The sequence below is a fragment of the Ferribacterium limneticum genome (assembly GCF_020510625.1).
In the GTDB taxonomy this organism is placed as follows: Bacteria; Pseudomonadota; Gammaproteobacteria; order Burkholderiales; family Rhodocyclaceae; genus Azonexus; species Azonexus limneticus_A.
In genome coordinates this window covers 606,700-630,791 of the sequence record NZ_CP075191.1, presented here as the reverse complement: position 1 = coordinate 630,791, position 24,092 = coordinate 606,700, and the positions used below count along the sequence as shown (strand labels likewise).

The following is a 24,092-nucleotide window of genomic DNA, read 5'->3' as shown; positions in this document are numbered from 1 at the left end:
ATGTTCAGCGGAACGAGGCGCCCTTACTCCGCCTTGACCCAGTCGATGATCGCCTGCCATTGATCGACGTCGCGCTCAGCGCGTGACGGCGGCAGGTCAAAAATGGTCATGCCGGCCGCTGTGGCCTGGACATAAACCTGCGTATCGCGCAGATAGGCCAGCACCGGCAGATCGAAGGTGGCAAAAAAGCGCTCCAGCTCGCCGGCGGCGCGCGTTCGGGCATCGACCCGCATGCCGATCACCGCCACATCGGCCTTGCCCTTGCGCACGGCCTTTTCGGACAGCAGTTCGGTCAGAAAATGGCGGGTTGCCAGCATGTCGAACATGGAAGGCTGCACCGGCACAATCACACGCGTGGACAACTTGAGCACGCGCTCCAGCATCCTGCCGTGCAGGCCGGCCGGGGTATCGAGCACGACGTGTGAAGTGCCTTTCGGCGGCCGGGAAATCTTGTCCTCGCCGACTTCCCAGGTATCGATGGTCGGCAGGGCAAAGGGGCGAATGGCCAGCCATTCACGCGACGATTGCTGGCGGTCGATGTCGCCGAGCATGACTTCCTCGCCCTGATTGGCGAAATAGCCGGCCAGATTGGTCGCTAGCGTACTTTTGCCGGAACCGCCCTTGGGGTTGGCGACAAGAAAGGCTTTCATGCTTGTTTTTCCCGTTTATCGAGGATGCTGCGCACCAGATTGACGTGTTCGCGCAGGGTATAGACCAGATCGGTGAAACCGAGTGGCACGTGCAACTGGCTGGCCTCGGCGTCGAGGGCGTCCAGTCGGTTGCGGTAATCATCCATTTTGGCCGCCTCGAAATGGTGGGTCAGATCCTCTTCGAGGAACTTCAACTCGCCATAGCAGAGGAAGACCTTGCGGCGAATGCGCCAGGTGTAGATGGCCGGCGCCACCTTGAGCAGCGGAATGAGCAGGGCAAAGATCGGCACCAGCATGACGATCAGCCGGTCGACCAGCACCGCCAGCCAGAAGGGCAGATAACGCTGCAGGAAGGGCGGCCCCGACTTGAAATAGCGCGCCGCATCGGGCGACAGCGGCAGCATCTGGTCCTTGTAGGCGGGAAATTCCCCGGCATCCTGGAAGAAGCCGGATTTGCCATGCACTTCGCTGGCCGTGCGCAGCAGCAGTGTCTGCAGGGCCGGATGCAGGTCGTCGCGAATGATCAGGTTGGCCGTCGGGGCCAGCACCTTGATGTCGTCCGGCGGGAAGTCGCGCACCAGATCGGCCACGCCGCGCGGGAAGGTCAGCTTGGTCAGGAAGGGAAAGCGGCGCTGGTAGGCTCTATCCTGGGCGAAGCTCATCAGCTTGACGCCGGGCGAGCGGATCAGCACCTGGACAACCGGCGCATTTTCGGCGGCGATGATGAAAGCGGCGTCGATCCGCCCCTGCTGCAACTCCTCGGCCGCCTTCAGGCCGGAAAGCGGGACCAGATGGTCGCCGGCCGGGATGTCGTTGGCCTGCAGCAATTGCTGCGCCAACTGGCGCACTCCGGAGCCTTCCTGGCCGATGGCGATGCGCTTGCCCTTGAGCTCGGTGAGCCGGGTCAAATCCTTCTCACCACGGTAGAAGACCCAGACCGGTTCGTAAAACAGGCTGCCCAGCGAGAGCAGGCCGGAGTCGTCTTCGGCATCCGGGTCTTCCTTGGGCGGCACGACGCCGCCCTGGACGAAACCGATCTGCGCCTCGCCACTTTTCAGTCGCTCGATGTTTTCCAGCGAACCGGCCGACGCCTTGACTTCAAGCTTGATGCCATCCCGGGCCAGGATCGTCGCGTAACGCTGGGCGAACTGGTAATAGGCCCCGCTCTCGCCGCCGGTCGTGATGACGATTTTCTTGGGTGGCGCCGGCTCGACAAACTGGTAGGCGATCAGAAAACCGATGGCGGCGAGCAGGATGATCCACCACGCCGTGGCGAACAAATCCCGCAGTGAAAGCAGCCCCGCCTTGATCCTGGCCATCATGGCAGCAGAATGGTGGAACCCGTCGTCTTGCGGGCTTCAAGATCACGGTGTGCCTGGGCGGCATCCTTCAGCGCGTAGGTCTGATTGACCTCGACCCGCACCTGGCCGGAAACGACGGCCTCGAACAATTCTGCCCCCAGCGCCACCAGATCGGCCCGCTTGGCCGTGTAGCTCATGATGGTCGGTCGCGTAATGAACAGCGAGCCCTTCTGCGACAGGAGCAACAAATCGAGCGGTGGCACCGGGCCGGAGGCATTGCCGTAGGCGACCATCATGCCCATCGGCCGCAGACTGTCGAGCGAGCCCATGAAGGTGTCCTTGCCGACGCCGTCATAGACGACGGCCACGCCCTCGCCGCCGGTAATTTCGCGAACGCGCTGGGTAAAGTTTTCGCTGCTGTAATTGATCACATGGTCGCAACCATGGGCCTTGGCCAGTTCCGCCTTGGCGGCCGAGCCGACGGTACCGATCACCGTCGCCCCCAGTGCCTTGGCCCACTGGCAGGCAATCAGCCCGACACCGCCAGCGGCGGCATGGATCAGCACGGCATCGCCCGGCTGCACCCGATAGGTCTTGCGCAAGAGGTAGGCCGCAGTCAGGCCCTGCAGCATCATGGCCGCGCCAGTCGCGAAGCTGATCGCATCCGGCAAGATCAGCAGGCGATGGGCTGGGATATTGCGCACTTCGGCATAGGCACCAATCGGCCCGCCGGCATAGGCGACGCGGTCGCCGACCTTGACCTCGCTGACGCCCTCACCGACCGCCTCGACCACGCCCGCCCCTTCCAGGCCAATGCCCGACGGCAGCGGCAAGGGGTACAAACCGGTCCGGTGATAGGTATCGATGTAATTGAGGCCGACCGCATGCTGACGCACCGTCGCCTCGCCTGGCCCCGGTGCGGGAAGATCGACCGCCTCCCAGCACAGCACTTCCGGTCCGCCGGTCTGGTGAAGGCGAATGGCGTGGGGCATGGTCATCTCCTCGTTGTCGTTATCTGAACAGGGCGAGGTTATCACCCTGCCGGACTTCATTCCACCGTGAGGGCCAGCCAGGCGATTCCCAGCCACTCATGCAGGGCGTAAAAGGAGTGATGGAGCGCCGAGGCTCTGGGCAAAAAGTCGTTCACACTCAATGGAACCAAGCCGCCTGCCTTGAAATGGGTTGGCGCAGGAACGACCTCCAGCCCGGCCGCCCGGAACAGGCGAACCGCCCGCGGCATGTGGAAAGCCTGGGTGACCAGCACGATGCGCCGGACACCCGCTGCCTTGAGGATAGCCGCCGACAGCGCTGCGTTCTGGGTCGTGTCCAGCGACTGCATTTCGCGCCAGCGCACCGGCACCTTGAACTCGTTTTCCAGAATATCGGCCATCACCTCGGCCTCGGAGCGCGCTGCATTGACCGGGCGCCCACCGGAAACCAGTACGGGCAGGGCCAAGCGACGGGCCAGCATGGCGCCGTAGCGGGTTCTGACCAGGGTTCGATCGGTGGCCGTATCGCCGCCATACTCCTCGGCATCCAGTTCCAGGCCGCTGCCCAGCACGACAATCGCCTGCGCGCCCGCCGCCTCCTGAAGTACCGGCCCGGCGCTCCGCTCCAGCGTTCCCATCAAGGCGCTACCCACCAGCGGCAAGGACTGCAGCAACAGCAAGAAAGCACCAAGGAAAGCCAGTGAAAAAGCCCAGCGCCGACGCCGCCCCAGGCCGGCAATGGCGAGCAGCAGCAGGCCGTTACCCGGCGGCAACAGCAAGGCCGACAGCAGACTCTTGAAAAACCAGGCGATGGACATGGTTTACGAGGAAACTACACCGGCGTCAGTTTTGCGTATTCCAGCGCCAGCCACTTCATGCCGGCACCACCGAAATTCACCTGGACCCGCGCATCGGCACCGCGCCCCTCGGACGAAACGATGACGCCAAGGCCAAACTTGGCATGCTCGACCGTCTGCCCGACCCGCAAACCACCCGCTGCCGGCTCGGCATAACCGCCCCCGAATGAGCCGAAGGCCGGCACGGTCGAAGCCGACTCTGCCTTCTTGTTCAGCTTGCGCAGCAGGCCTTCCGGGATTTCATCCAGGAAGCTCGATGGCATGCAATAACGCGTCTGGCCATGCAGCATGCGGGTTTGCGCGCAGGAAACATAAAGGCGCTGGCGGGCCCGCGTCACGGCCACGTACATCAGCCGACGCTCTTCCTCCAGCCCCTCCTTGCCCTCATTGACCGAGTTCTCGTGCGGGAACAAGCCCTGTTCAAGGCCGCTGATGAAGACAACGTCGAACTCCAGGCCCTTGGCGGCATGCACCGACATCAACTGCACTGCCTCCTGCCCTTCGCCGGCCTGATGCTCACCGGCTTCCAGCGAGGCATGCGCCAGGAAGGAAGCCAGCGCCCCGCCTTCGCCGATGGCACCTTCGTCGTCGACAAAGGTGGCGGCGGCGTTGATCAGTTCATCGAGGTTCTCCAGCCGCTCCTGGCCTTCCTTCTCGACCCGGTAATGCTGGGCCAGACCGGACTTCTCGACGACATGCTCGATGATCTCGGGCAAGGGCAGATTGGCCGTTTCCTGACGCAAGGTCTCGATCAGGCGGACAAAGGCGCCCACCGTCTGCCCGGCCTTGCCGGTCAATGATGCCGCGGCGTTATAGAGGCTGGAATTGATCTGGTGCGCCGTCGCCTGCAGGTTTTCCAGCGAACGGGCACCGATGCCACGGGTCGGGAAATTGACGACGCGCAGGAAGGCCGTATCGTCGTCCTGATTGCCCAGCAGGCGCAGGTAGGCCAGCGCATGCTTGACCTCCTGGCGCTCGAAGAAGCGCAGGCCGCCATAGACCTTGTAGGGCACGCCCTTGGTAAACAGTTCATGCTCCAGCACCCGCGACTGGGCATTCGAGCGATAAAGAATGGCGATCTGGGTCGGCGAAATGCCATCGCGGACCAGTTCGCGAATTTCCTCGACAATGAAACGCGCCTCGTCGAGATCCGAATACGCCTCGAAAGCGCGGATCGGCTCACCGTCCCCGGCATCGGTCCACAGATTCTTGCCCAGACGTTCGCGGTTGTTCTTGATGATGGCGTTGGCGGCGGCCAGGATATTGCCGTGCGAGCGGTAGTTCTGCTCCAGGCGAATTACGTTGGCACCGGCATAGTCGCGCTCGAATTCACGCATGTTGCCGACTTCGGCGCCACGGAAACGGTAGATCGACTGGTCGTCGTCACCCACGGCAAAAATATTCGCCCCGCCGCCGGCCAGCAATTTCAGCCAGCGGTATTGCAGGACGTTCGTATCCTGGAACTCGTCGACCAGAATCTGCCGGAAGCGTTGCTGATAATGCGCCTGCAAAGGTTCGTTGCGCTGCAGCAATTCATAACAGCGCAGCAGCAGCTCGGCGAAGTCGCAGACACCCTCACGGTTGCACTGGTTCTCGTACTCGGCGTAGATCTCGACGCGCTTTTGCGTGTAATTGTCGTAAGCCTCGGCCTGCGCGGCACGCACGCCCTGCTCTTTATGGGCATTGATGAAATGGCAAAGTTCGCGCGGCGGATATTTCTCGTCGTCGATATTCAGGTTCTTCAGCAGGCGCTTGACCATGGCCAGTTGGTCGGCCGAATCAAGAATCTGGAAGGTTTGCGGCAAGCCGGCCTCGCGGAAATGCGCCCGCAGCAGGCGATTGCACAGCCCGTGGAAGGTGCCGATCCACATGCCACGGACGTTGATCGGCACCAGCGAAGACAGGCGTGCCGTCATTTCCTTGGCCGCCTTGTTGGTGAAGGTCACCGCCAGAATCCCATGCGGCCCAACCTGGCTGGTCGAAATCAGCCACGCAATGCGCGTCGTCAGCACGCGGGTCTTGCCGCTGCCAGCCCCGGCAAGGATCAGCGCATGCACGGGCGGCAGGGTCACTGCCTGCAACTGGGGAGAATTTAGATTGGCGAGCAGATCAGACATGAATTACTTCACAGAAAGTTATTACTAAAGGCGTAGAATGAACGCCAAAAAAAAGCAGGGTGGAAAATTGGTCAGGCCAATTTGTTGCTATTGTGCAACGCAGCATATTCAAGCCGACAGTTTTTTACACACCGCAAAAGTGCGCCCAAGTATACTTGGCAAAAAATATATTGCAGTGCACAAAACTTTTTGCCCACAAGGCAGTCGTAATGCATAAGTAGCTACCGCTACCAGTAAAGGAGTAACAGCATGAACAGCATGAATTCACCCAAGATCCTCCCCTGGATCGCCCGCAAAGCCGGGATCAGCGATGAGCTGGCCCTCAAGCTCTGGCGTCGCGCCGTCAGCGAAGCCGAGTACCTGACCGGCCAGGCCGAAGGTTCCGAGTTCTGGGGCCTATCCGTCGAGCGTTTCCTGTCCATCGTCGAAGACGAAGTCGGCAACACGCCCTCCTACAGCCTGACGCCGGCGCCGCAAATGTCGTGGATGTGGCGGCATCAGACCCGCATGTCCCTGCTCTCCCTGATGGCGGCGCAAAATGCCTACCGCTGCTGGCAGAACACGCTCGGAGACATGTACGGCCAAAAAAAAGCCGCGTGACCGGGCGACGCTGAAGTAACACCCAGCGATTGCGGAGCGTGCAGGCTCCGCAATCGCCAACCTCCCGGTCACAGTAGTTCGCAAGCCGCACAGGCGCCTCGCGCCTCGGCCCGTCGCTGGCGAGCGCGCACCAGAACAGCCGAAACAATCGGCCACGCTCGTATTTGCTGCCTTCGGCGAATCGCCAGAGTTGAACCGGTATAATCCGCGGTTACTCTCCGATTTTCAGCGAATGAACCCCGCCATGCCCATGCAGGACAAATACACCCCGGCCGACATCGAGCGCGCCGCCCAGGACCACTGGAACAAGACCGGCGCCGCCCGCGCCATCGAAGACGCCACCAAACCCAAGTACTACTGCCTGTCGATGTTCCCGTATCCGTCCGGGAAACTGCACATGGGCCACGTGCGCAACTACACCATCGGCGACGTGCTGAGCCGCTTCCACAAGATGCAGGGCTTCAACGTCCTGCAGCCGATGGGCTGGGACGCCTTCGGCATGCCGGCCGAAAATGCTGCGCTGCAAAATAATGTGCCGCCGGCCGGGTGGACTTACTCCAACATCGATTACATGCGCAGCCAACTCAAGTCGCTCGGCTTCGCCATCGACTGGGAACGCGAATTCGCCACCTGCACGCCCGAGTACTACCGCTGGGAGCAGTGGCTGTTCACCCGCCTCTACGAAAAGGGCTTGGTGTACAAGAAGCTAGGCACCGTGAACTGGGATCCGGTCGACCACACTGTGCTCGCCAACGAACAGGTCATCGACGGCCGTGGCTGGCGCTCCGGCGCGCTGATCGAAAAGCGCGAGATCCCCATGTACTACATGAAGATCACCGCCTACGCCGAAGAACTGCTGACCGAGCTCGACAACCTGCCGGGCTGGCCCGAACAGGTCCGCCTGATGCAGAAAAACTGGATCGGCAAGAGCACCGGCGTCCGCTTCGCCTTTACACTCCCCTCGCCCCAAGGGGGAGAGGGGCAGGGGGAGAGGGCATCGGAAGCTGAAAAGCTCTGGGTCTTCACCACCCGCGCCGACACCATCATGGGCGTCACCTTCGTTGCCGTCGCCGCCGAACACCCGCTGGCCACCCGTGCCGCCGCCAACAACCCGGAACTGGCCGCCTTCATCGAAGAATGCAAGAAGGGCGGCGTCGCCGAAGCCGACATCGCGACGATGGAAAAGAAGGGGATGCCGACCGGCATATACGTCACCCATCCGCTGACCGGCGAAGAGGTCGAAGTCTGGGTTGGCAACTACGTGCTGATGAGCTATGGCGACGGTGCCGTGATGGCCGTACCGGCCCACGACGAGCGCGATTTCGCCTTCGCCCTCAAATACAACCTGCCGATCAAACAGGTCGTCGCCGTCGACGGCGAGACCTCGTTCAGCCACAAAACCTGGGCCGAGTGGTACGCCGACAAGGTCAAAGGCAAGCTGGTCAATTCCGGCAAATACGACGGCCTGGGCTACGAAGCCGCCGTCGACGCCATCGCCGCCGACCTCGCCGCCAAGGGCCTGGGCGACAAGAAGGTGCAGTTCCGCCTGCGCGACTGGGGCATTTCCCGCCAGCGTTACTGGGGCTGCCCGATCCCGATCATTCACTGCAAGACCTGCGGCGACGTCCCGGTGCCCGATGACCAATTGCCCGTCGTCCTGCCCGAGAACGTCGAGATCACCGGCGCCGGCTCGCCCTTGGCGAAAATGCCCGAGTTCTACGAGTGCAAGTGTCCGAAGTGCGGCGGCGACGCCCGGCGCGAAACCGACACCATGGACACCTTCTTCGAGTCGTCCTGGTACTTCCTGCGCTACGCCTGCCCGGACAACGCCACAGCCATGGTCGACGAGCGCGTCCAGTACTGGTGCAAGGGCGGTATCGACCAGTACATCGGCGGTATCGAGCACGCCATCCTGCATTTGCTCTACTCGCGCTTCTTCACCAAGCTGATGCGGGATGTCGGCCTGATCGGCGACCTTGGCGAACCCTTCGCCAACCTGCTGACCCAGGGCATGGTCGTCGCCCCGACCTTCTACCGCGATCTTGAAGGCGGCAAGAAGCAGTGGATCAACCCGGCCGACGTGGATGTCGTCACCGACGAGCGCGGCCGCCCGACCGGCGCGACGCTGAAGGCCGATGGCCTGCCGGTGGTCATCGGCGGCACCGAGAAAATGTCGAAGTCGAAGAACAACGGCGTCGACCCGCAGGCCCTGATCGACCAGTACGGTGCCGACACGGCCCGCCTGTTCATCATGTTCGCCTCGCCCCCCGACCAGTCGCTGGAATGGTCCGATGCCGGCGTCGAAGGCGCTTACCGCTTCCTGCGTCGCCTGTGGAAGACCACTTACGACCACGTCCAGGTCGGCCTGGTCGCCGCCTGCACCAGCAACGACGGCCTCAGTTCCGCCCAGGCCGACCTGCGCCGCAAGTTGCACCAGACCATGGGCAAGGTCGCCGACGACTACGGCCGGCGCAAGCAGTTCAACACGGCCATCGCCGCCGTGATGGAGCTGTTGAACGCCTACGACAAGTGCGACATCAAGGATGCCGCTGGTCGCGCGCTCGCGCAGGAAACACTGGAAAGCATCGCCCTGCTGCTTTTCCCCATCGTCCCGCACATTGGCCAGGCGCTCTATGCCGAACTGAAGCCGGGTTCTGACGCCGGCAATGCGGCTTTCCCGAAAGCCGATCCTGCCGCGCTGAAACAGGACGAAATCGAGCTGATGGTGCAGGTCAACGGCAAGCTGCGCGGTGCGATCCGCGTCGCCGCCGAAGCCGACAAGGCGACGATCGAAGCGGCTGCACTGGCCAACGAGGATGCCATCAAGTTCATGGAAGGCAAGCCGGCCAAGAAGGTCATCGTCGTGCCGGGCCGTCTGGTCAATATCGTCGCTTAAGGAACCGCCATGCCGCTGTTGCGCCCGCATTTGCGTCAACTACTCGCCCTGATCCTTGCCCTAGCCCTCGCTGGCTGCGGCTTCCATCTGCGCGGCGTGGGCAGCGGCAACCTGCCCTACAAGACGATGTACATCTCGCTGCCGGACACGGCCGACGTCAATATCTGGCTGCAGCGCTACATCAAGGCCAGCGGCAGCACCACGATCGTCGAGGATGCGAAGTCGGCCGACGCCATCTTCCAGCAGGTCTCGGACCAACGCCAGAAAGCGATTCTCAGCGTCAATGCCCAGGGTCGAGTCCGCGAATATCGCCTGCAACTGGATTACCGCTTCCGTGTCGTCAATCAGAAGGGGCAGGTCCTGATCCCGCCCAACGAAATCAACCTGACCCGCGACATCACCTTCGACGATTCGAACGTGCTGGCCAAGGATCTGGAAGAAGGCCTGCTCTGGCGTGACATGAACAATGACCTAGTCAACCAGATCATGCGCCGGCTGAGCGTCATCAAGCCGAAAAACCCCGACCTCGAAGAAGAAGAGTAATGCTGCTCAAGGGCGAACAGCTGGCGGCGCACCTCGAACGCGAGTTGCGCCCGCTCTATGTGCTGTACGGCGATGATCCGCTGCTGGTCATCGAAGCCGCCGACGCCATCCGCGCCAAGTCGCGCCAGCAGAGCTACAGCGAACGCGAAGTGCTGACTGTGCTGCCGCAGTTCGACTGGGGAACCCTGCTCTCGGCCGGTGGCAACATGTCACTGTTCGGCGATAAAAAACTGATCGACCTGCGCATCCCCACCGGCAAACCGGGCAAGGAAGGTAGCGCTGCGCTGCAGCAGTGGTGCCAGCACCTGTCGATGGACAACCTGCTGCTGATCACCTTGCCGGAACTCGACTGGCGCGAGGAAAAGGCCGTCTGGTTCACCGCGCTGGTCAATGCTGGCGTCGCGATCAAGCTGATGGCCCCGCCGCTGGCCGAACTGCCTGGCTGGATTGCCGGCCGCCTGCGCCGCCAACAGCAGAGTGCCGATCTGGAAAGCCTGAAATTCATCGCCGAGCGAGTCGAAGGCAACCTGCTTGCCGCCCACCAGGAAATCCAGAAACTCGGTCTACTCTACCCGGCCGGCCAACTGAGCATGGCGCAGATTCGTGAGGCCGTGCTCAACGTTGCCCGTTACGACATTGACGGCCTGCGCGAGGCGCTGCTGTCGGGCGATATCAGCCGCCTGACGCGGACGCTGGATGGCCTGATGCAGGAAGGCGAAGCGCCGCCGCTGGTGTTGTGGGCGATGAGCGAGGAAATCCGGGCGCTGACCATCATCCGGGCCGGCATGGATGCCGGCAAGCCGATGGATATGTTGCTCAAGGATGCCAAGGTTTGGGGGCCGCGCGCCAACCCGGTCAAGAAGGCGCTGCAACGGCTGTCAACTTCCGCGCTGGAAGCTGCCCTGCAACATGCTGGCAAGATTGACCGACTGGCCAAGGGGATAGGCCAGGGAAATATCTGGGAAGAGTTCCTGCGGCTCGGCCTGCGCCTCACCGCCGCTAAATAATCAGGCAGCCTCAGCCGAATCGTCGGCAGGCACGTCCGGCTCAAGGTCTTCCCAGATGCAGGAACACTCCTTGCGGACATCGTGGAGACCCGGCTTGGCCGCTTCCTGCACCAGGCATTCACCCTCGCAGTCTTCGGAAACCACTACCAGTTTCATTTCGGCATCTACCTGGCGTTCACCATCCCAGTAGCTGCACGTGGCGCAAACCTTGACTTCGGTCGGCAATATCAATTTTTCGGCCATCTGATCCTCGATGGAAAGCCCTGTTATCGTTGCGGATAAGAGTTTACCCGGTTCTAGAAGTTCCTTCTAATTTGTCTGGCTATAATGTTTCTTTGCCCGGTACAAAGAACATCATGGACATCAAGCATTACATGCACACCGTCGGCCTTCAGGCCCGTGCCGCCTCGCGTCGCCTGGCCGGGGCAACGACGGCCGAAAAGAACGCCGCCCTGCTCCACATCGCCGCCGCCATCCGCCGCGAAAGTGCCGCACTGGTCGCTGCCAACCAGGAAGACCTGGCCGCCGCCCGTGCCGCCGGCCTCGAAAGCGCGATGATTGACCGCCTGACGCTATCCGCCAAGGGCGTTGAAAGCATGGCCGAAGGCGTTGAGCAGGTGGCCACGCTGCCCGACCCGATCGGCGAAATGAACGACATCAAATATCGCCCGTCCGGCATCCAGGTCGGCAAGATGCGCGTGCCACTCGGCGTCATCGGCATCATTTACGAAGCGCGCCCGAACGTCACGGCCGACGCCGCTGCGCTGTGCCTGAAATCCGGCAACGCCGCCATCCTGCGCGGCGGCTCGGAAGCCATCCGCTCCAACCGCGCCATCGCTGCGCTGGTCCAGGAAGGCCTCAAGGCGGCCGGCCTGCCGGCGGATGCTGTGCAGGTCATCGACACCACCGACCGTGCCGCCGTCGGCGAGTTGATCACCATGCGCGAATTCGTCGACGTCATCGTGCCGCGCGGCGGCAAGGGCTTGATCGCGCGTCTGCTGGCCGAATCGCGCGTACCGATGATCCAGCACCTCGACGGCAACTGCCACGTTTATCTGGAAGAGGAAGCCGATCCGAATAAGGCGCTGAAGATTGTCGAAAACGCCAAGACCCAGCGCTACGGCACCTGCAACACGACCGAATCACTGGTCGTCGACCGTTCGGTCGCCGCCATGCTGCTGCCGCCGATCGCCCACATGCTGACCAGCAAAGGGGTCGAAATCCGCGGCTGTGCCGAGACCTGCGCCATCGTCAAGGAGGCCGTCCCGGCAACCGAAGAGGACTACTACACCGAGTTCCTCGCCCCGATCATTTCGGTCAAGGTGGTGTCCGGCATCGACGAAGCCATCGAGCACATCAATAAATACTCGTCGCACCATACCGAAGCCATCGTCACCAACAACCATCCGAAGGCCATGCGCTTCCTGCGCGAAGTCGATTCGGCCTCGGTCATGATCAATGCCTCGACGCGCTTCGCCGATGGTTTCGAGTATGGGCTGGGCGCCGAGATCGGCATCTCGACCGACAAGATCCACGCCCGCGGCCCGGTTGGTCTGGAAGGGCTGACCAGCCAGAAGTGGGTCGTGCTCGGCGATGGGCACGTCCGCGCCTGATCTTCTCCAATCCCCGTCATTCCCGCGCAAGCGGGAATCCAGCATTTTCCTGGGTCCCCGCCTGCGCGGGGACGACGCACTCAGGAAGAACGCCTGATGGCCAAAGCAAGTTTCAACTGGGAAGACCCCTTTCTCCTCGATAGCCAACTCGCCGCCGACGAGCGTCAGGTGCGCAATGCAGCCCGAACGTTTGCTCAAAAGGCCCTGCAGCCCCGCGTGCGCGATGCTTTCCGCAATGAGACAACCGACCCCGCCATCTTCCGCGAAATGGGCGAGATGGGCCTGCTGGGCGCGACCTTGCCGCCGCAATTCGGCGGCGCCGGGCTGAATTACGTGTCGTATGGCCTGATCGCCCGCGAGGTCGAGTATGTCGATTCGGCCTACCGCACGCTGTTGAGCGTCCAGTCCTCGCTGGTCATGCTGCCCATTTACGAATTCGGCTCCGAAGAGCAGAAGCAGAAATACCTGCCCAGGCTCGGCAAGGGCGAGCTGATCGGCTGTTTTGGGCTGACCGAGCCGGATTCCGGCTCCGACCCGGCCAGCGCCAGCACTCGTGCCCACAGCGTGCCCGGTGGTTGGAAGCTTTCCGGCTGCAAGCGCTGGATCACCAATTCGCCGATTGCCGATATTTTCATCGTCTGGGCCAAGGACGACGAAGGCGTGCTGCGTGGATTCATTCTGGAAAAAGGCATGGCCGGACTATCGGCACCGGTTATCCACGGCAAGGTCGGTATGCGCGCCTCGATCACTGGCGACATCGTGATGGACGAGGTGTTTGTCCCAACCGAAAACCAACTACCCAAGGCCAGCGGACTGAAAGGCCCGTTTACCTGCCTAAACTCGGCGCGCTATGGCATTTCCTGGGGGGCGCTGGGCGCAGCCGAGGCTTGCTGGCACACGGCCCGCCAATACACCTTGGAGCGCAAGCAATTCAACCGCCCGCTCGCAGCCAACCAGCTGATCCAGAAAAAACTGGTCGACATGCAGACTGAGATCGCGCTCGGCATCCAGAGCGTGCTGCGCCTTGGCCGCATGATGGATGATGGCAGCGCCTGCCCGGAAAACGTTTCGATGCTCAAGCGCAATTCCTGTGGCAAGGCCCTCGACATTGCCCGAACCGCCCGCGACATGCTGGGTGGCAACGGCATTTCGGACGACTTCGGCGTCATCCGCCACGTCGTCAATCTGGAAGTGGTGAATACCTACGAAGGCACACACGACGTTCATGCGTTGATTCTTGGCCGTGCACAAACGGGAATTTCGGCCTTTTGAATTTTGGCCAGAATTTCCGGTCGACACCTGCGTCATTGACTACGGAGGCACCATGAAAACCCGTCCCGACCAAACCTACCAGGCCGTTCTTGCCGCCCCCGGCTTCTGCCTCGGCGTGCAGTGCGACAACGACGAAATCACCGGTATCGACTTTCTCGAACCGCGGCCGGAAATCGCCGCCACGACTGCGTTGGCGGCCGAAGCCGTACGTCAGCTCAAGGCCTATATTGCCGACCCTAGTTTCACTTTCGGCCTGCCGCTGCGCCCGGCCGGCACCACCTTCCAGCGCCGTGTCTGGGCACAGATTTCAGCCATCCCCACCGGCCAGACCCACACCTACGGCGAAGTGGCAAAAAATCTCAAGAATGCCCCGCGTGCCGTCGGCCAGGCTTGCGGCTCGAACCCCTACCCGGTCGTTGTGCCCTGCCATCGCGTCGTCGCCACGGGCGGCGCGGGTGACAAGAAACTCGGCGGCTTCGCCCGCGAGCGCGGCGGCTTCCTGCTCGACGTCAAACGCTGGCTGCTGACGCATGAAAATAGCCTCCCCGGCTGACCTTTCCGAGATCGACAATTTCTGCGATGCCCTGTGGCTGGAAGACGGCCTGGCCAAGGCGACGCTGGACAGCTATCGCTCCGATCTGAGTCGGCTGGCCCTGTGGCTGGCCAACAACGCGCCCGAGCCGCTGCTCGACCTGCGCGAAACGACACTGACGGCCTTCATTGCTCATCTGGCAAGGCAAACCCGCGCCACCTCGCAAGCCCGTTACCTGTCGACACTGCGCCGCTTCTACCGCTGGCAGCTTGGCCGTGGCCGGATCATTGCCGACCCGACGCTCAAGCTGGCCAACCCGAGCCGCCCCTCGCGCCTGCCCAAGGTGATGTCGGAAAAGCAGGTCGAAGCCCTGCTCGATGCCCCCGACCTCGACACCCCGCTCGGCCTGCGCGACCGCGCCATGCTGGAAACCATCTACGCCACCGGCCTGCGTGTCTCCGAACTGGTCAATCTCAGACTGCACGAAGTCAGCCTGGCCGACGGCGTGCTGCGCGCCCTCGGCAAGGGCAGCAAGGAACGGCTGGTGCCGCTCGGCCAGTTGGCCATCGAGTGGATCAAGCGTTACCTGAATGAAGCCCGGCCGGACATCCTGAACGGCCAGCACAGCGACGACCTGTTCATCACCGCCCGTGGCAGCGCCATGACCCGCCAGGCCTTCTGGCAACTGATCAAGCGCTATGCCCTGATTGCCGGCATCGCCCCGGAAAAGCTCTCCCCGCATGTCCTGCGCCACGCCTTCGCGACCCACCTGCTCAACCACGGCGCCGATCTGCGTGTCGTCCAGTTGCTGCTCGGCCACGCCGACATCTCGACCACCCAGATTTACACTCACGTCGCCCGCGAACGCCTGAAGACGCTGCACGCCGTGCATCATCCGCGCGGCTGAAAGAAAACGAATGTCACCGATTGCACTGAACGAAAACGAAGTCGAATTCATCGCCATCCGCGCCCAAGGGGCGGGCGGCCAGAACATCAACAAGGTGTCGAATGCGGTGCACCTGCGTTTCGACATCGCCGCCTCCAGCCTGCCCGAGGAAATCAAGGCCAAACTGCTCGCCATGCGTGACCAGCGGATCAGCAGTGACGGCGTCGTCGTCATCAAGGCGCAGAAGCATCGAAGCCTCGAACGCAATCGGGAAGACGGCCTGGTTCGACTGCGCGAGCTGATTGCCGCCGCAGCCTTCGTGCCAACCTTACGCCGGGCGACCAAGCCGAGCCGCAGTTCACAAAGGAAACGCGTCGATAGCAAGGTCAAGCGCGGCCAGGTCAAGTTGCTGCGCAGCCGAATCGACGAATGACGGCAGGCAGCGCCTCGCCCGGCATGCCACAGCCACGTTGCAACCAGTGCGCCCACTACTTCATCACCCATGAACTACCGTTCAGGTATGGCTGCCGGGCCCTTGATTTCAAGAGCCGGCGCTCGATGTGATGGCCTCCTCCGGACAAAGCTGTTTCTATTTCCAGCCCAGATTGCAGGACAAATAAGCCGCCAGCCGGGCGAGGTAGAATAATTTCCTGACCATGAACTGATCGCCATTCCCATGAGCAAAGCCGAACACGCCCCCGAAACCCAGGCCACCAAGTTCCTCAAGGCGAACAAGGTGCCGTTTTCCACCCACCTCTACGATTACGAAGAGCACGGCGGGACCAAGGTTTCCGCCCGCGAACTGAACGTGGATGAACATGCCGTCGTGAAAACGCTGGTTTTCGAGGATGAAAACGCCAAACCGCTGATCGTGCTGATGCACGGCGACTGCAAGGTATCGACCAAGGAACTGGCCCGGCAGATCAATTGCAAGAAGGTCGAGCCGTGCAAGCCTGAAGTGGCCAACCGCCATACCGGCTTTTTGGTCGGCGGCACCAGCCCCTTCGGCACCAAGAAGGCGATGCCGGTCCATATCGAAAAGACCATTCTCGACCTGCCGCTGATCTACATCAACGGCGGCCGCCGCGGCTTTCTGGTCGGCATCCATCCGCACGACATCCTGCGCGTCCTGCACCCCAAGGTCGTCGAGGCAGCGCTCAAGGGATGATTGACAACAGCAATCGACAGCATTTATTCAATCGATTGGAGCTATAGATCAGCAGTCCGTAAAGTGGCACTCAATAACTCAGGAGCGAGTTATTGAGATCGAGGAGCGAGTGAAAGCCAGCTGCTCGATCCTGAATCCTCGATCCTAAAAAGGAGCCACCATGACCCAACTCGTTATCCAGCATTACGCCAGACCCGCTGCCCGCCGCCATCTCTGGGTCGGCATTGCGATGGCCGTAGTTGCCATCGCCTTCGGCATCGAACAGGCAGTCGAATGGCTGGCCGCCCACCCGATGGCTGCCAAGGGTCTTGAGGCCAGCCTGCTCGCCGGCGCGGCAACCGGCCTCGGCGCGATTCCCGTGCTCATGCTCCGCCGCCCATCCGAACGCCTGATGGCGCCTATGCTCGGCCTGGCCGGCGGCATGATGCTCGCCGCCAGCCTCTTCTCGCTGCTTGTCCCGGCCGTGCAGACGGTTGCTGCCAGCGATGCCGTCTGGTCGCTCGGCATCGCCACGGCCGTCGCCTTGCTGGCCGGCGTTGCCGCGATGCAGATGCTGGATCGCCGCTTGCCGCACGAGCACGTTGAAGAAGTCGAAAGCAGCGGCATGCAGCCCAATGTCGCCCTTGTCGTTGCAGCGATTGCCATCCACAACGTGCCGGAAGGGCTTGCCGTCGGCGTCGCCGCGGCGGCTGGCGCCGATCATGGCATGAGCCTCGGCATTGCCTTGCAGAACATCCCGGAAGGCTGGATTGTCGCCAGTGCCATGGTGGCGCTCGGTGCCGCGCCCTTGCGGGCCGCCCTGATTGCCCTTGGCACCGGGCTGGTCGAACCGGTCGGCGGCTTGTTCGGGGTAATTGCCAGCACCGTGGCCGGTGCGGCCTTGCCAATGGCGCTTGCCGCTGCGGCCGGCGCGATGTTGTGGGTGGTCAGCCACGAGATGATTCCCGCCTCGCACAAGCCGGGCCATATCGGCGCCGGCACGGCTGGGCTCGCTGCTGGCTTCGCGGTGATGACGACGTTATCCAGTGTTTTCTGATGAACTTGAACCGATCGTTGATTGCGACGAACTAATTCAAACAGTGTTTGTCTTTCCTCTGCAGCCCAACCCCAATAGAGGAGACGAACCATGCCGAATCGCGCCGCAATCAAGATCATCCAGAATCGTCATTTCCTGACCACCACGCCGGAAAAAAGCGTTCGAGCCGTGGCCGCCCACATGCGCGACAACAACGACAGTGTCGTTCTGGTTGTCACACCGGAAGAAGGCAAGCTGCTCGGTATCTGCACCGAGCGCGACTTGGCCTTCAAGGTGCTGGCCGCCGGCCTCGATCCGGCCAGCACGCCGGTCGAGGCGGCCATGACAGCCAACCCGCAGACCATCTCGCCCGAAAAGCCCTTCGGCCATGCGCTGCACATCATGCATGAAGGCGGCTTCCGCCATTTGCCGGTGGTCTTGCCGGATGGCCGGCCGATCGGTGTACTCTCCTCACGTGACGCGCTCGGACTGGAGGCACTGCACTTCTTCAAGGAACTCGACCAGAAGGAAGTTTTGACCGAAATTCTGTAAGCGCACCTCTGACCGACACCCGCCTAGGTGCCGGTCAGATTGATCGTTCGATGATCACGCCGACGCGCTTGACGCCGGGCATCATGCCCAGCTTGGCGACGGAAACGCGCACCCAATGGACGGCGAAGGTTTCCAGCACGTAGGTTGCTACGTGCTCGGCGAGCGCCTCAATGAGGTTGAAGTGCACAGCGGCGAGGTCAGCGCGCAGACGCTCGACCACCACGGCGTAATCCACCGTATCGCGAATATCGTCGCTGGCCCCGGCCGAGGCGGTAGAAACACCGATCTGCAGGGATATTTCGACCGTCTGCGGCATGGCCTTCTCGCGCGGATAGATGCCTATCCAGGTTTCAGCGCGCAGTTCTTCGAGGAAAATGATGTCCATAGGGCGGTCGACCGCAGCAGCGGTGTAAAATTTGGCGCGATTGTACCTCAGCGACCAAAGCCCCCCATGCAAATAGCCATCGCCCTCGTTGCCGCCTACCTGCTCGGCTCCGTTCCCTTCGCAATGATTTCCTCGAAACTCTTCGGCCTGGCCGACCCTCGCACTTACGGTTCGGGCAACCCCGGTGCCACCAACGTGCTGCGTAGCGGCAACAAGAAGGCGGCACTCGTCACGCTACTCGGCGATGCATTCAAAGGCTGGGCTGCAGTTTTCATCGCCCAGCGCATGGGCTTCTCCGACACCGTGATCGGCCTCGTCGCACTGGCCGTCTTCCTCGGCCACCTTTACCCGATTTTCCTCAAGTTCAAGGGCGGCAAGGGCGTCGCCACCGCCGCCGGCGTACTGCTCGCGCTCGACCCGCTACTTGGCCTGGCTGTCGCCGGCACCTGGCTATTCATGGCCTACGCTTTCCGTTATTCATCACTTGCCGCCGTTGTCGCGGCCGCCATGGCCCCGGTCATTTCCGTGCTGATGCATGGCGGGAACGGCCAAACCGTGGTGGTCGGCATTCTCGGCATGGCCCTGATCGGCAAGCATTGGCAGAACATCCAGCGCCTGATGGCCGGCCTGGAATCGAAGATCGGCAGCAAGAAAAAGGCCTGAGGCAGGCATCCTCTCAGCAACAACGCCGGTTCGCCGGCGTTTTTTGCCATCTGATAGCGAAGCCCAATTCATCCCATTCGATCAATCGATTGGATCAATAGGGCATCCCTGCCTACACTGAGTCCATCAGGTCAGGACGACCTGGCAAACTACAGGAGGCCACCATGATTTCCAATTTTATTGATCGCTGGTTCGACGAGCTTCTGGCGTGGGAGCCGGCTATCGACATTCTGGCCACCCTGCCAGACAATTTCTGACAGCGCCACCGCTGGGCCGTCGTGGCCAAGACGTTTGGCATCACGACCCCAACCGATCTAATCAATGAACCAAAGTGGCGCGCCCCCATCAAACGGGGCCTCCGCATTCAATCTCAAGGATATGCAATGACCCAAACCGTTACCCTTGGCGGCAACGCCATCACCGTTACCGGCAAATTCCCCAACAAGGGCGATGCTGCCCCGGCCTTTTCGTTGGTTGCCAAGGACCTGTCAGATGTCGCCCTCGCCAGTTTCGCCGGCAAGCGCAAGATTCTGAACATTTTCCCGAGCATCGATACCCCGACCTGCGCTACCTCCGTCCGCCAGTTCAACACCAAGGCCAACGGCCTGCCGAACACCGTCGTTCTCTGTATCTCGGCCGACCTGCCCTTCGCTCAGGCCCGCTTCTGCGGTGCTGAAGGCCTGGATAACGTGATCACGCTATCGACCATGCGCGGCCGTGAATTTCTCGAAGCCTACGGCGTCGCCATCACCAGCGGCCCGCTGGCCGGCGTCTCTGCACGTGCCGTCGTCGTCCTCGACGAAAACGACAAGGTGATCCACAGCGAACTGGTCAACGAAATCAAGAACGAGCCTGACTACGCCGCCGCCCTGGCCGTTCTCTGAGGCAAGACCATGCCGACAAGCACCTTCGATGAATTCAAAGCGCAAACCCTCGCTGAAGGATTCGACGAGGTGCTTGAACGCACTTGGCCGGCCGATGCCAGACTCGACACGCACACCCACCCGTTCGCCCTGAAGGCAAGGGTAGTGGGTGGCGAGATGTGGCTGACCGTCGGCGACCAAATTCAGCATCTCAAGGCCGGCGACGACTTTGCGCTGGATCGCGAGGTCGCACACGCCGAACGTTATGGCCACCAAGGCGCTACCTACTGGGTCGCGCGGCGTAACTGAGGGCTATGATCATGGGCAAAAAGTGCTGCAAGACCAATCCGCCCTGCAAGAACTGCCCGAAACGTCGGAAAAAAGCGGCGCCGCGCCATGAACGCGATGGCGCGACCTGCTACTTCGTACCGCTGACCGACATTTCCATCAAGGGCCAGCGCGGCTGCACGGCAAAACTCCCCGCCACCTTGGACGAAGAACCCGACAGCAAGCGCAAGGAACCAGCCAGCGCAATCATCGCGCCGTTATCGGTACAGAATTCCAGCTCCGGGTAATAGACGCGGAAGCGCTTGCGCTTTGCCTCGTCGTTCAGCGTGGCCCGCAGCTGCTTGTTGGCACCAACCCCGCCGGCCACCACCAGCTGTTTCAGCCCGGTCTGCTTCATCGCCTTCAGCGACTTCTTGACCAGCACCTCGACAATGGCTTCCTGAAAAGCCCGTGCCGCATTGGCCTTGAACTCGTCGGTCATTTCATCGGCGTGCTCACGGACCAGCGTCAGGACGGCCGTCTTCAATCCGGAAAAGCTGAAACTCAGATCACCGGAATGCAGCATCGGCCGCGGCAGTTCATAAACGCCCGGCGTCCCCTGTTCGGCCAGCTTCGACAACAAAGCGCCACCGGGATACGGCAAGCCGAGCAGTTTGGCGCTCTTGTCGAAAGCCTCGCCCGCCGCGTCGTCCAGCGTTTCGCCGAGCAGTTCATATTCGCCGACGCCGGTCACCTTCATCAACTGCGTATGACCACCGGAGACCAGCAGCGCGACGAACGGGAAGGTCGGCGGCGTCTTCGAGAGCAGGGGCGACAGCAAATGGCCTTCGAGGTGATGCACCGGGATGGTCGGTTTGTCGATCGCCACCGCCAGCGCCTCGGCAAAGGCACAGCCAACGAGCAAGGCGCCAGCCAGACCGGGGCCGCGTGTATAGGCGACAGCATCCACCTCATCCAGCGTTTTCCCGGCCTGCCCGAGCGCCTCACGCAGCAAGGGAACGACGCGTCGGATATGGTCGCGCGATGCCAGCTCGGGCACGACGCCGCCGTACTCGGCATGCATCGCCACCTGGGAATAGAGAGCATGGGATAACAGGCCGGCCGCGCTGTCGTAGAGCGCAATACCGGTTTCGTCGCAGGAAGATTCAACACCAAGGACTAGCATGGGGACGCATTTTAACACTTGGAGCAACAAGGTTTTTTGACATATACTGCTTGGCTCTCCGCAAACATGCGGACACAAATTTTGCGCGCACTGCCTTTTACTTGACCTGGCAGGCGCCTAACGGAAGGGGGTGATTTATATGCCGAACATTCGTGTCAAGGAAAATGAGCCGTTCGAAGTTGCTATCCGCCGCTTCAAGCGCACGGTCGAAAAGACTGGTTTGCTGACCGAGCTGCGTGCCCGTGAGTTTTACGAAAAGCCCACGACCGAACGCAAGCGCAAGGCTGCCGCTGCCGTTAAACGCCAGCACAAGCGCCTCCGTAGCCTGACCCTGCCGCCGAAACTGTACTGATCCAGTACGTTTTCGCCGCACAAAAGAGCCGCCAGCCTTCAACAGCCGGCGGCTTTTTTTCTTTAGCATCTAGTATTTAGTTGTTCGTACCGAGCCAAAGCGAATGCGCCACGCTCTAGCTAACAACTAACGACTAACCACTAAAAGCTAAAAAATGACCCTCAAAGCACGCATCACCGAAGACATGAAAACGGCCATGAAGGCCAAGGAATCGGCCAAGCTGGGCGCAATCCGCCTGCTGCTCGCGGCCGTCAAGCAAAAGGAAGTCGATGAGCGCATCGAGCTCGACGACGCCGCCGTCGTCGCCGTCATTGAAAAGCTGACCAAGCAGCGCAAGGACAGCGTCACCCAATACGAAGCTGCCGGCCGCCAGGAATTGGCCGACGCGGAGAAATTCGAAATCGCCGTCCTCGCTGCCTACCTGCCGGAAAAGATGAGCAGTGAAGAAACCGCAGCCACCGTTGCTGCCGCCGTCGCCGAAACCGGCGCCAAAGGCCCGGCCGACATGGGCAAGCTGATGGGCGTGCTGAAGCCGCGTTTGGCCGGCAAGGCCGACATGGCGGAAGTCTCGAAACTGGTCAAGGCTGCGCTTGCCGGTTAAAAAGCGGTGATTCCTGATTCGTTTATTCAGGATTTGCTGGCCCGGGTCGACATTGTCGACCTGGTAGACGGCTACGTGCCACTGAAGAAGGCCGGCGCCAACTACGCCGCCTGCTGCCCCTTCCACAACGAGAAGTCGCCATCCTTCACGGTCAGCCCGACCAAGCAGTTCTACCACTGCTTCGGCTGCGGCGCCCACGGCACGGCGATCAGCTTCGTCATGGAATACCAGGGCCTCGGCTTCGTCGATGCCGTCAAGGATCTGGCTACCCGCGCCGGCATGCAGGTGCCGGAAAGCGAAGGACGCAGCTTCAAGGATGAAAAACCCGGCCAGACGCGGACGCTGATCGAAATCATGGCGCGTGCCGCCCAGTACTACAAGGATCAACTCAAGGCCTCGCCGCGCGCCATCGAGTATTGCAAAAAACGCGGTCTGACCGGTGAAGTCGCTGCCCGCTACGGCATCGGCTACGCCCCGGACGGCTGGCAGAACCTGCAGGAAGTCTTCCCGGACTACAACGCCGAAGAACTAAAGATCGCTGGCCTGGTCATCGAAAACGAAGCCGGCCGCCGCTACGACCGCTTCCGCGACCGCCTGATGATCCCGATCATCAATCCGAAAGGTGAAATCATCGCCTTCGGCGGCCGCATCATCGATCAGGGTGAGCCGAAATATCTGAACTCGCCGGAAACCCCGCTCTTCGAGAAGGGCCGCGAACTGTTCGGGCTACCCCAGGCCCGCCAGGCGCTGCGCGAAACCGATACCGCCATCGTCACCGAAGGCTACATGGACGTCATTGCCCTGTCGCAGAACGGCGTCGGCAATGCGGTGGCAACGCTCGGCACAGCGACCACGGCCACTCACGTGACCAAGCTGCTGCGCCAGGTCGACCGCATCGTTTTCTGTTTCGACGGCGACAATGCCGGCCGCAAGGCGGCGTGGCGGGCGCTGGAAAATTCGCTGGAAGTACTGGCCGACAACAAGCGGCTCGGCTTTATCTTCCTGCCCCAGGAGCACGATCCTGACAGCTACATCCGCGAATTCGGCAAGGAACAGTTCGACCGGCAAGTCACCCAGGCCATGCCGCTGTCTGACTTCCTGCTACGCGAACTGGCCCAGCGCTGCGACCTGACCAGTTCGGAAGGCAAGGCCCAGCTGATCTACGAAGCCAAGCCGCTGCTGCTCAAGCTGCCGACCCCGCTGCTCCGCCTGCAACTGGTCAAACGGCTGGCCGAAGCCAGCGGCTTTGCCCAGGCCGAGGTCGAACGGCTTTGCGAACTAAAGTCCTACATACCAGCGGCACCGCCCAGGGCAAAACGCACCGCTCCGTCGCTGACCCGCAACCTGCTGCGCATTGTGCTGCACAAGCCGCAACTGGCCGCCCGGCTACCGATAGCACTGCTGCCCGACACCCCGGAGCGCGCCGCCCTGACCCGCCTTCATCAGCTGGTTACGGCCAATCACGAGACCTCGAGCTACGCCGGCCTGCGCGAACAGCTGCGCGGCCTGCCGGAAGAAAGCATCATCGAAAACGCGGCGTCGGAACTTCTCGGCCTGCCGTTTGACGAAGAAGGGGCGGAGATGGAATTCCGCGACACGCTGGAAAAACTTCAGGAAGGCGGTGAGAAGCGCGCCTTCGCCGAGCTACAAGCCAAGGCTCAGCAATTCGGCGTCGCCGGACTGAGCGCAGCCGAGAAGCAGGCTTACATCCAGTTCCTCACCACCAAGGCAAATCGTAGCTAAGTTGTGGTAAAATCTACGGTTTTCTCGAATTCTA

General features: G+C 61.8%; 26 protein-coding genes. 18 read left to right on the top strand and 8 right to left on the bottom strand.

Features of this window, described 5'->3' with window-relative positions:
* Nucleotides 1–23 precede the first annotated feature (23 nt).
* From KI617_RS02985 to KI617_RS02965, 5 genes are read right to left on the bottom strand one after another with little or no spacing between them, the layout of a single operon-like run.
* Nucleotides 24–650 (bottom strand): ParA family protein, encoded by a 627-nt coding sequence (locus KI617_RS02985; protein ID WP_226450473.1) that lies wholly within the window; start codon nt 648–650, stop codon nt 24–26.
* Nucleotides 647–1,972, bottom strand: a complete 1,326-nt coding sequence (locus tag KI617_RS02980) for a TAXI family TRAP transporter solute-binding subunit (protein WP_226450471.1) — start codon at nt 1,970–1,972, stop codon at nt 647–649. The genes KI617_RS02985 and KI617_RS02980 overlap by 4 nt, the downstream gene beginning before the upstream one ends.
* Nucleotides 1,969–2,943, bottom strand: coding sequence for a quinone oxidoreductase family protein (locus KI617_RS02975; protein WP_226450469.1), 975 nt, complete (start codon nt 2,941–2,943; stop codon nt 1,969–1,971). Before KI617_RS02975 ends, KI617_RS02980 begins: the two co-directional genes overlap by 4 nt.
* Before the next feature lie 56 nt (nt 2,944–2,999).
* The gene (locus KI617_RS02970) at nt 3,000–3,758 is read right to left on the bottom strand and encodes a YdcF family protein (RefSeq protein ID WP_226450467.1); all 759 of its coding nucleotides are present in this window, start codon (nt 3,756–3,758) and stop codon (nt 3,000–3,002) included.
* A 14-nt stretch (nt 3,759–3,772) separates the two neighbouring features.
* Nucleotides 3,773–5,914, bottom strand: a complete 2,142-nt coding sequence (locus KI617_RS02965; protein ID WP_226450465.1) for a UvrD-helicase domain-containing protein — start codon at nt 5,912–5,914, stop codon at nt 3,773–3,775.
* Nucleotides 5,915–6,163: 249 nt separating this feature from the next.
* Between KI617_RS02965 and KI617_RS02960 the strand changes: the two genes are divergently transcribed.
* The 4 genes from KI617_RS02960 (at nt 6,164) to holA (ending at nt 10,960) form a co-directional block, all read left to right on the top strand.
* Nucleotides 6,164–6,514, top strand: a complete 351-nt coding sequence (locus KI617_RS02960) for a hypothetical protein (RefSeq protein WP_226450463.1) — start codon at nt 6,164–6,166, stop codon at nt 6,512–6,514.
* A gap of 250 nt (nt 6,515–6,764) precedes the next feature.
* On the top strand, nt 6,765–9,410 hold the full coding sequence (gene leuS, locus KI617_RS02955; protein WP_226451831.1) for a leucine--tRNA ligase: 2,646 nt from the start codon (nt 6,765–6,767) through the stop codon (nt 9,408–9,410).
* Nucleotides 9,411–9,419: 9 nt separating this feature from the next.
* On the top strand, nt 9,420–9,953 hold the full coding sequence (locus KI617_RS02950; RefSeq protein ID WP_226450461.1) for an LPS-assembly lipoprotein LptE: 534 nt from the start codon (nt 9,420–9,422) through the stop codon (nt 9,951–9,953).
* Nucleotides 9,953–10,960, top strand: a complete 1,008-nt coding sequence (holA, locus tag KI617_RS02945) for a DNA polymerase III subunit delta (RefSeq protein ID WP_226450459.1) — start codon at nt 9,953–9,955, stop codon at nt 10,958–10,960. Before KI617_RS02950 ends, holA begins: the two co-directional genes overlap by 1 nt.
* Here the strand turns inward: holA and KI617_RS02940 are convergent, their stop codons facing one another.
* Entirely contained in the window at nt 10,961–11,203 is a 243-nt protein-coding gene (locus KI617_RS02940; protein WP_226450457.1) for a hypothetical protein, read from the bottom strand. It abuts the gene before it with no gap.
* Nucleotides 11,204–11,316: 113 nt separating this feature from the next.
* Here KI617_RS02940 and KI617_RS02935 point away from each other — a divergent pair, with 113 nt between their 5' ends.
* From KI617_RS02935 to KI617_RS02900, 8 genes are all read left to right on the top strand, one after another.
* On the top strand, nt 11,317–12,573 hold the full coding sequence (locus tag KI617_RS02935) for a glutamate-5-semialdehyde dehydrogenase (protein ID WP_226450455.1): 1,257 nt from the start codon (nt 11,317–11,319) through the stop codon (nt 12,571–12,573).
* A gap of 96 nt (nt 12,574–12,669) precedes the next feature.
* A complete protein-coding gene (locus KI617_RS02930) occupies nt 12,670–13,845 on the top strand; it encodes an acyl-CoA dehydrogenase (RefSeq protein ID WP_226450453.1) in 1,176 nt (391 codons plus the stop codon).
* 52 nt (nt 13,846–13,897) lie between these two features.
* Nucleotides 13,898–14,398, top strand: a complete 501-nt coding sequence (locus KI617_RS02925) for a methylated-DNA--[protein]-cysteine S-methyltransferase (RefSeq protein WP_226450451.1) — start codon at nt 13,898–13,900, stop codon at nt 14,396–14,398.
* Nucleotides 14,376–15,284, top strand: coding sequence for a site-specific tyrosine recombinase XerD (gene xerD / locus KI617_RS02920; protein ID WP_226450449.1), 909 nt, complete (start codon nt 14,376–14,378; stop codon nt 15,282–15,284). Before KI617_RS02925 ends, xerD begins: the two co-directional genes overlap by 23 nt.
* Nucleotides 15,285–15,294: 10 nt before the next feature.
* Nucleotides 15,295–15,696: an alternative ribosome rescue aminoacyl-tRNA hydrolase ArfB gene (gene arfB / locus KI617_RS02915; RefSeq protein ID WP_226450447.1), complete on the top strand. Its 402-nt coding sequence runs from the start codon at nt 15,295–15,297 to the stop codon at nt 15,694–15,696.
* Nucleotides 15,697–15,939: 243 nt separating this feature from the next.
* Nucleotides 15,940–16,431, top strand: coding sequence for a Cys-tRNA(Pro) deacylase (gene ybaK / locus KI617_RS02910; protein ID WP_226450445.1), 492 nt, complete (start codon nt 15,940–15,942; stop codon nt 16,429–16,431).
* A 160-nt stretch (nt 16,432–16,591) separates the two neighbouring features.
* Nucleotides 16,592–17,467, top strand: a complete 876-nt coding sequence (locus tag KI617_RS02905; RefSeq protein ID WP_226450443.1) for a ZIP family metal transporter — start codon at nt 16,592–16,594, stop codon at nt 17,465–17,467.
* Nucleotides 17,468–17,557: 90 nt separating this feature from the next.
* Nucleotides 17,558–17,998, top strand: a complete 441-nt coding sequence (locus KI617_RS02900) for a CBS domain-containing protein (RefSeq protein WP_226450441.1) — start codon at nt 17,558–17,560, stop codon at nt 17,996–17,998.
* A gap of 34 nt (nt 17,999–18,032) precedes the next feature.
* Here KI617_RS02900 and KI617_RS02895 read toward each other — a convergent pair whose 3' ends face one another.
* Nucleotides 18,033–18,383, bottom strand: a complete 351-nt coding sequence (locus KI617_RS02895; protein WP_226450439.1) for a dihydroneopterin aldolase — start codon at nt 18,381–18,383, stop codon at nt 18,033–18,035.
* Between the two features lie 66 nt (nt 18,384–18,449).
* On the opposite strand from KI617_RS02895, the gene plsY reads away from it, so the two are divergent.
* The 3 genes from plsY to KI617_RS02880 all read left to right on the top strand — a co-directional run bounded on the left by plsY (nt 18,450) and on the right by KI617_RS02880 (nt 20,218).
* Nucleotides 18,450–19,046, top strand: a complete 597-nt coding sequence (plsY, locus tag KI617_RS02890) for a glycerol-3-phosphate 1-O-acyltransferase PlsY (protein ID WP_226450437.1) — start codon at nt 18,450–18,452, stop codon at nt 19,044–19,046.
* A 383-nt stretch (nt 19,047–19,429) separates the two neighbouring features.
* Nucleotides 19,430–19,930 (top strand): thiol peroxidase, encoded by a 501-nt coding sequence (gene tpx, locus KI617_RS02885; protein ID WP_226450435.1) that lies wholly within the window; start codon nt 19,430–19,432, stop codon nt 19,928–19,930.
* 9 nt (nt 19,931–19,939) lie between these two features.
* Nucleotides 19,940–20,218, top strand: coding sequence for a cupin domain-containing protein (locus tag KI617_RS02880; RefSeq protein ID WP_226450433.1), 279 nt, complete (start codon nt 19,940–19,942; stop codon nt 20,216–20,218).
* A 109-nt stretch (nt 20,219–20,327) separates the two neighbouring features.
* Here the strand turns inward: KI617_RS02880 and tsaD are convergent, their stop codons facing one another.
* Nucleotides 20,328–21,362 carry a tRNA (adenosine(37)-N6)-threonylcarbamoyltransferase complex transferase subunit TsaD gene (gene tsaD, locus KI617_RS02875; protein WP_226450431.1) on the bottom strand — a complete coding sequence of 345 codons (1,035 nt, stop codon included), beginning with the start codon at nt 21,360–21,362 and terminating at the stop codon, nt 20,328–20,330.
* Nucleotides 21,363–21,501: 139 nt separating this feature from the next.
* Between tsaD and rpsU the strand changes: the two genes are divergently transcribed.
* From rpsU to dnaG, 3 genes are all read left to right on the top strand, one after another.
* Nucleotides 21,502–21,714: a 30S ribosomal protein S21 gene (gene rpsU / locus KI617_RS02870; protein ID WP_011286295.1), complete on the top strand. Its 213-nt coding sequence runs from the start codon at nt 21,502–21,504 to the stop codon at nt 21,712–21,714.
* Between the two features lie 154 nt (nt 21,715–21,868).
* Nucleotides 21,869–22,315 carry a GatB/YqeY domain-containing protein gene (locus KI617_RS02865; RefSeq protein ID WP_226450429.1) on the top strand — a complete coding sequence of 149 codons (447 nt, stop codon included), beginning with the start codon at nt 21,869–21,871 and terminating at the stop codon, nt 22,313–22,315.
* A gap of 6 nt (nt 22,316–22,321) precedes the next feature.
* A complete protein-coding gene (dnaG, locus tag KI617_RS02860; RefSeq protein ID WP_226450427.1) occupies nt 22,322–24,058 on the top strand; it encodes a DNA primase in 1,737 nt (578 codons plus the stop codon).
* Nucleotides 24,059–24,092: the final 34 nt, after the last annotated feature.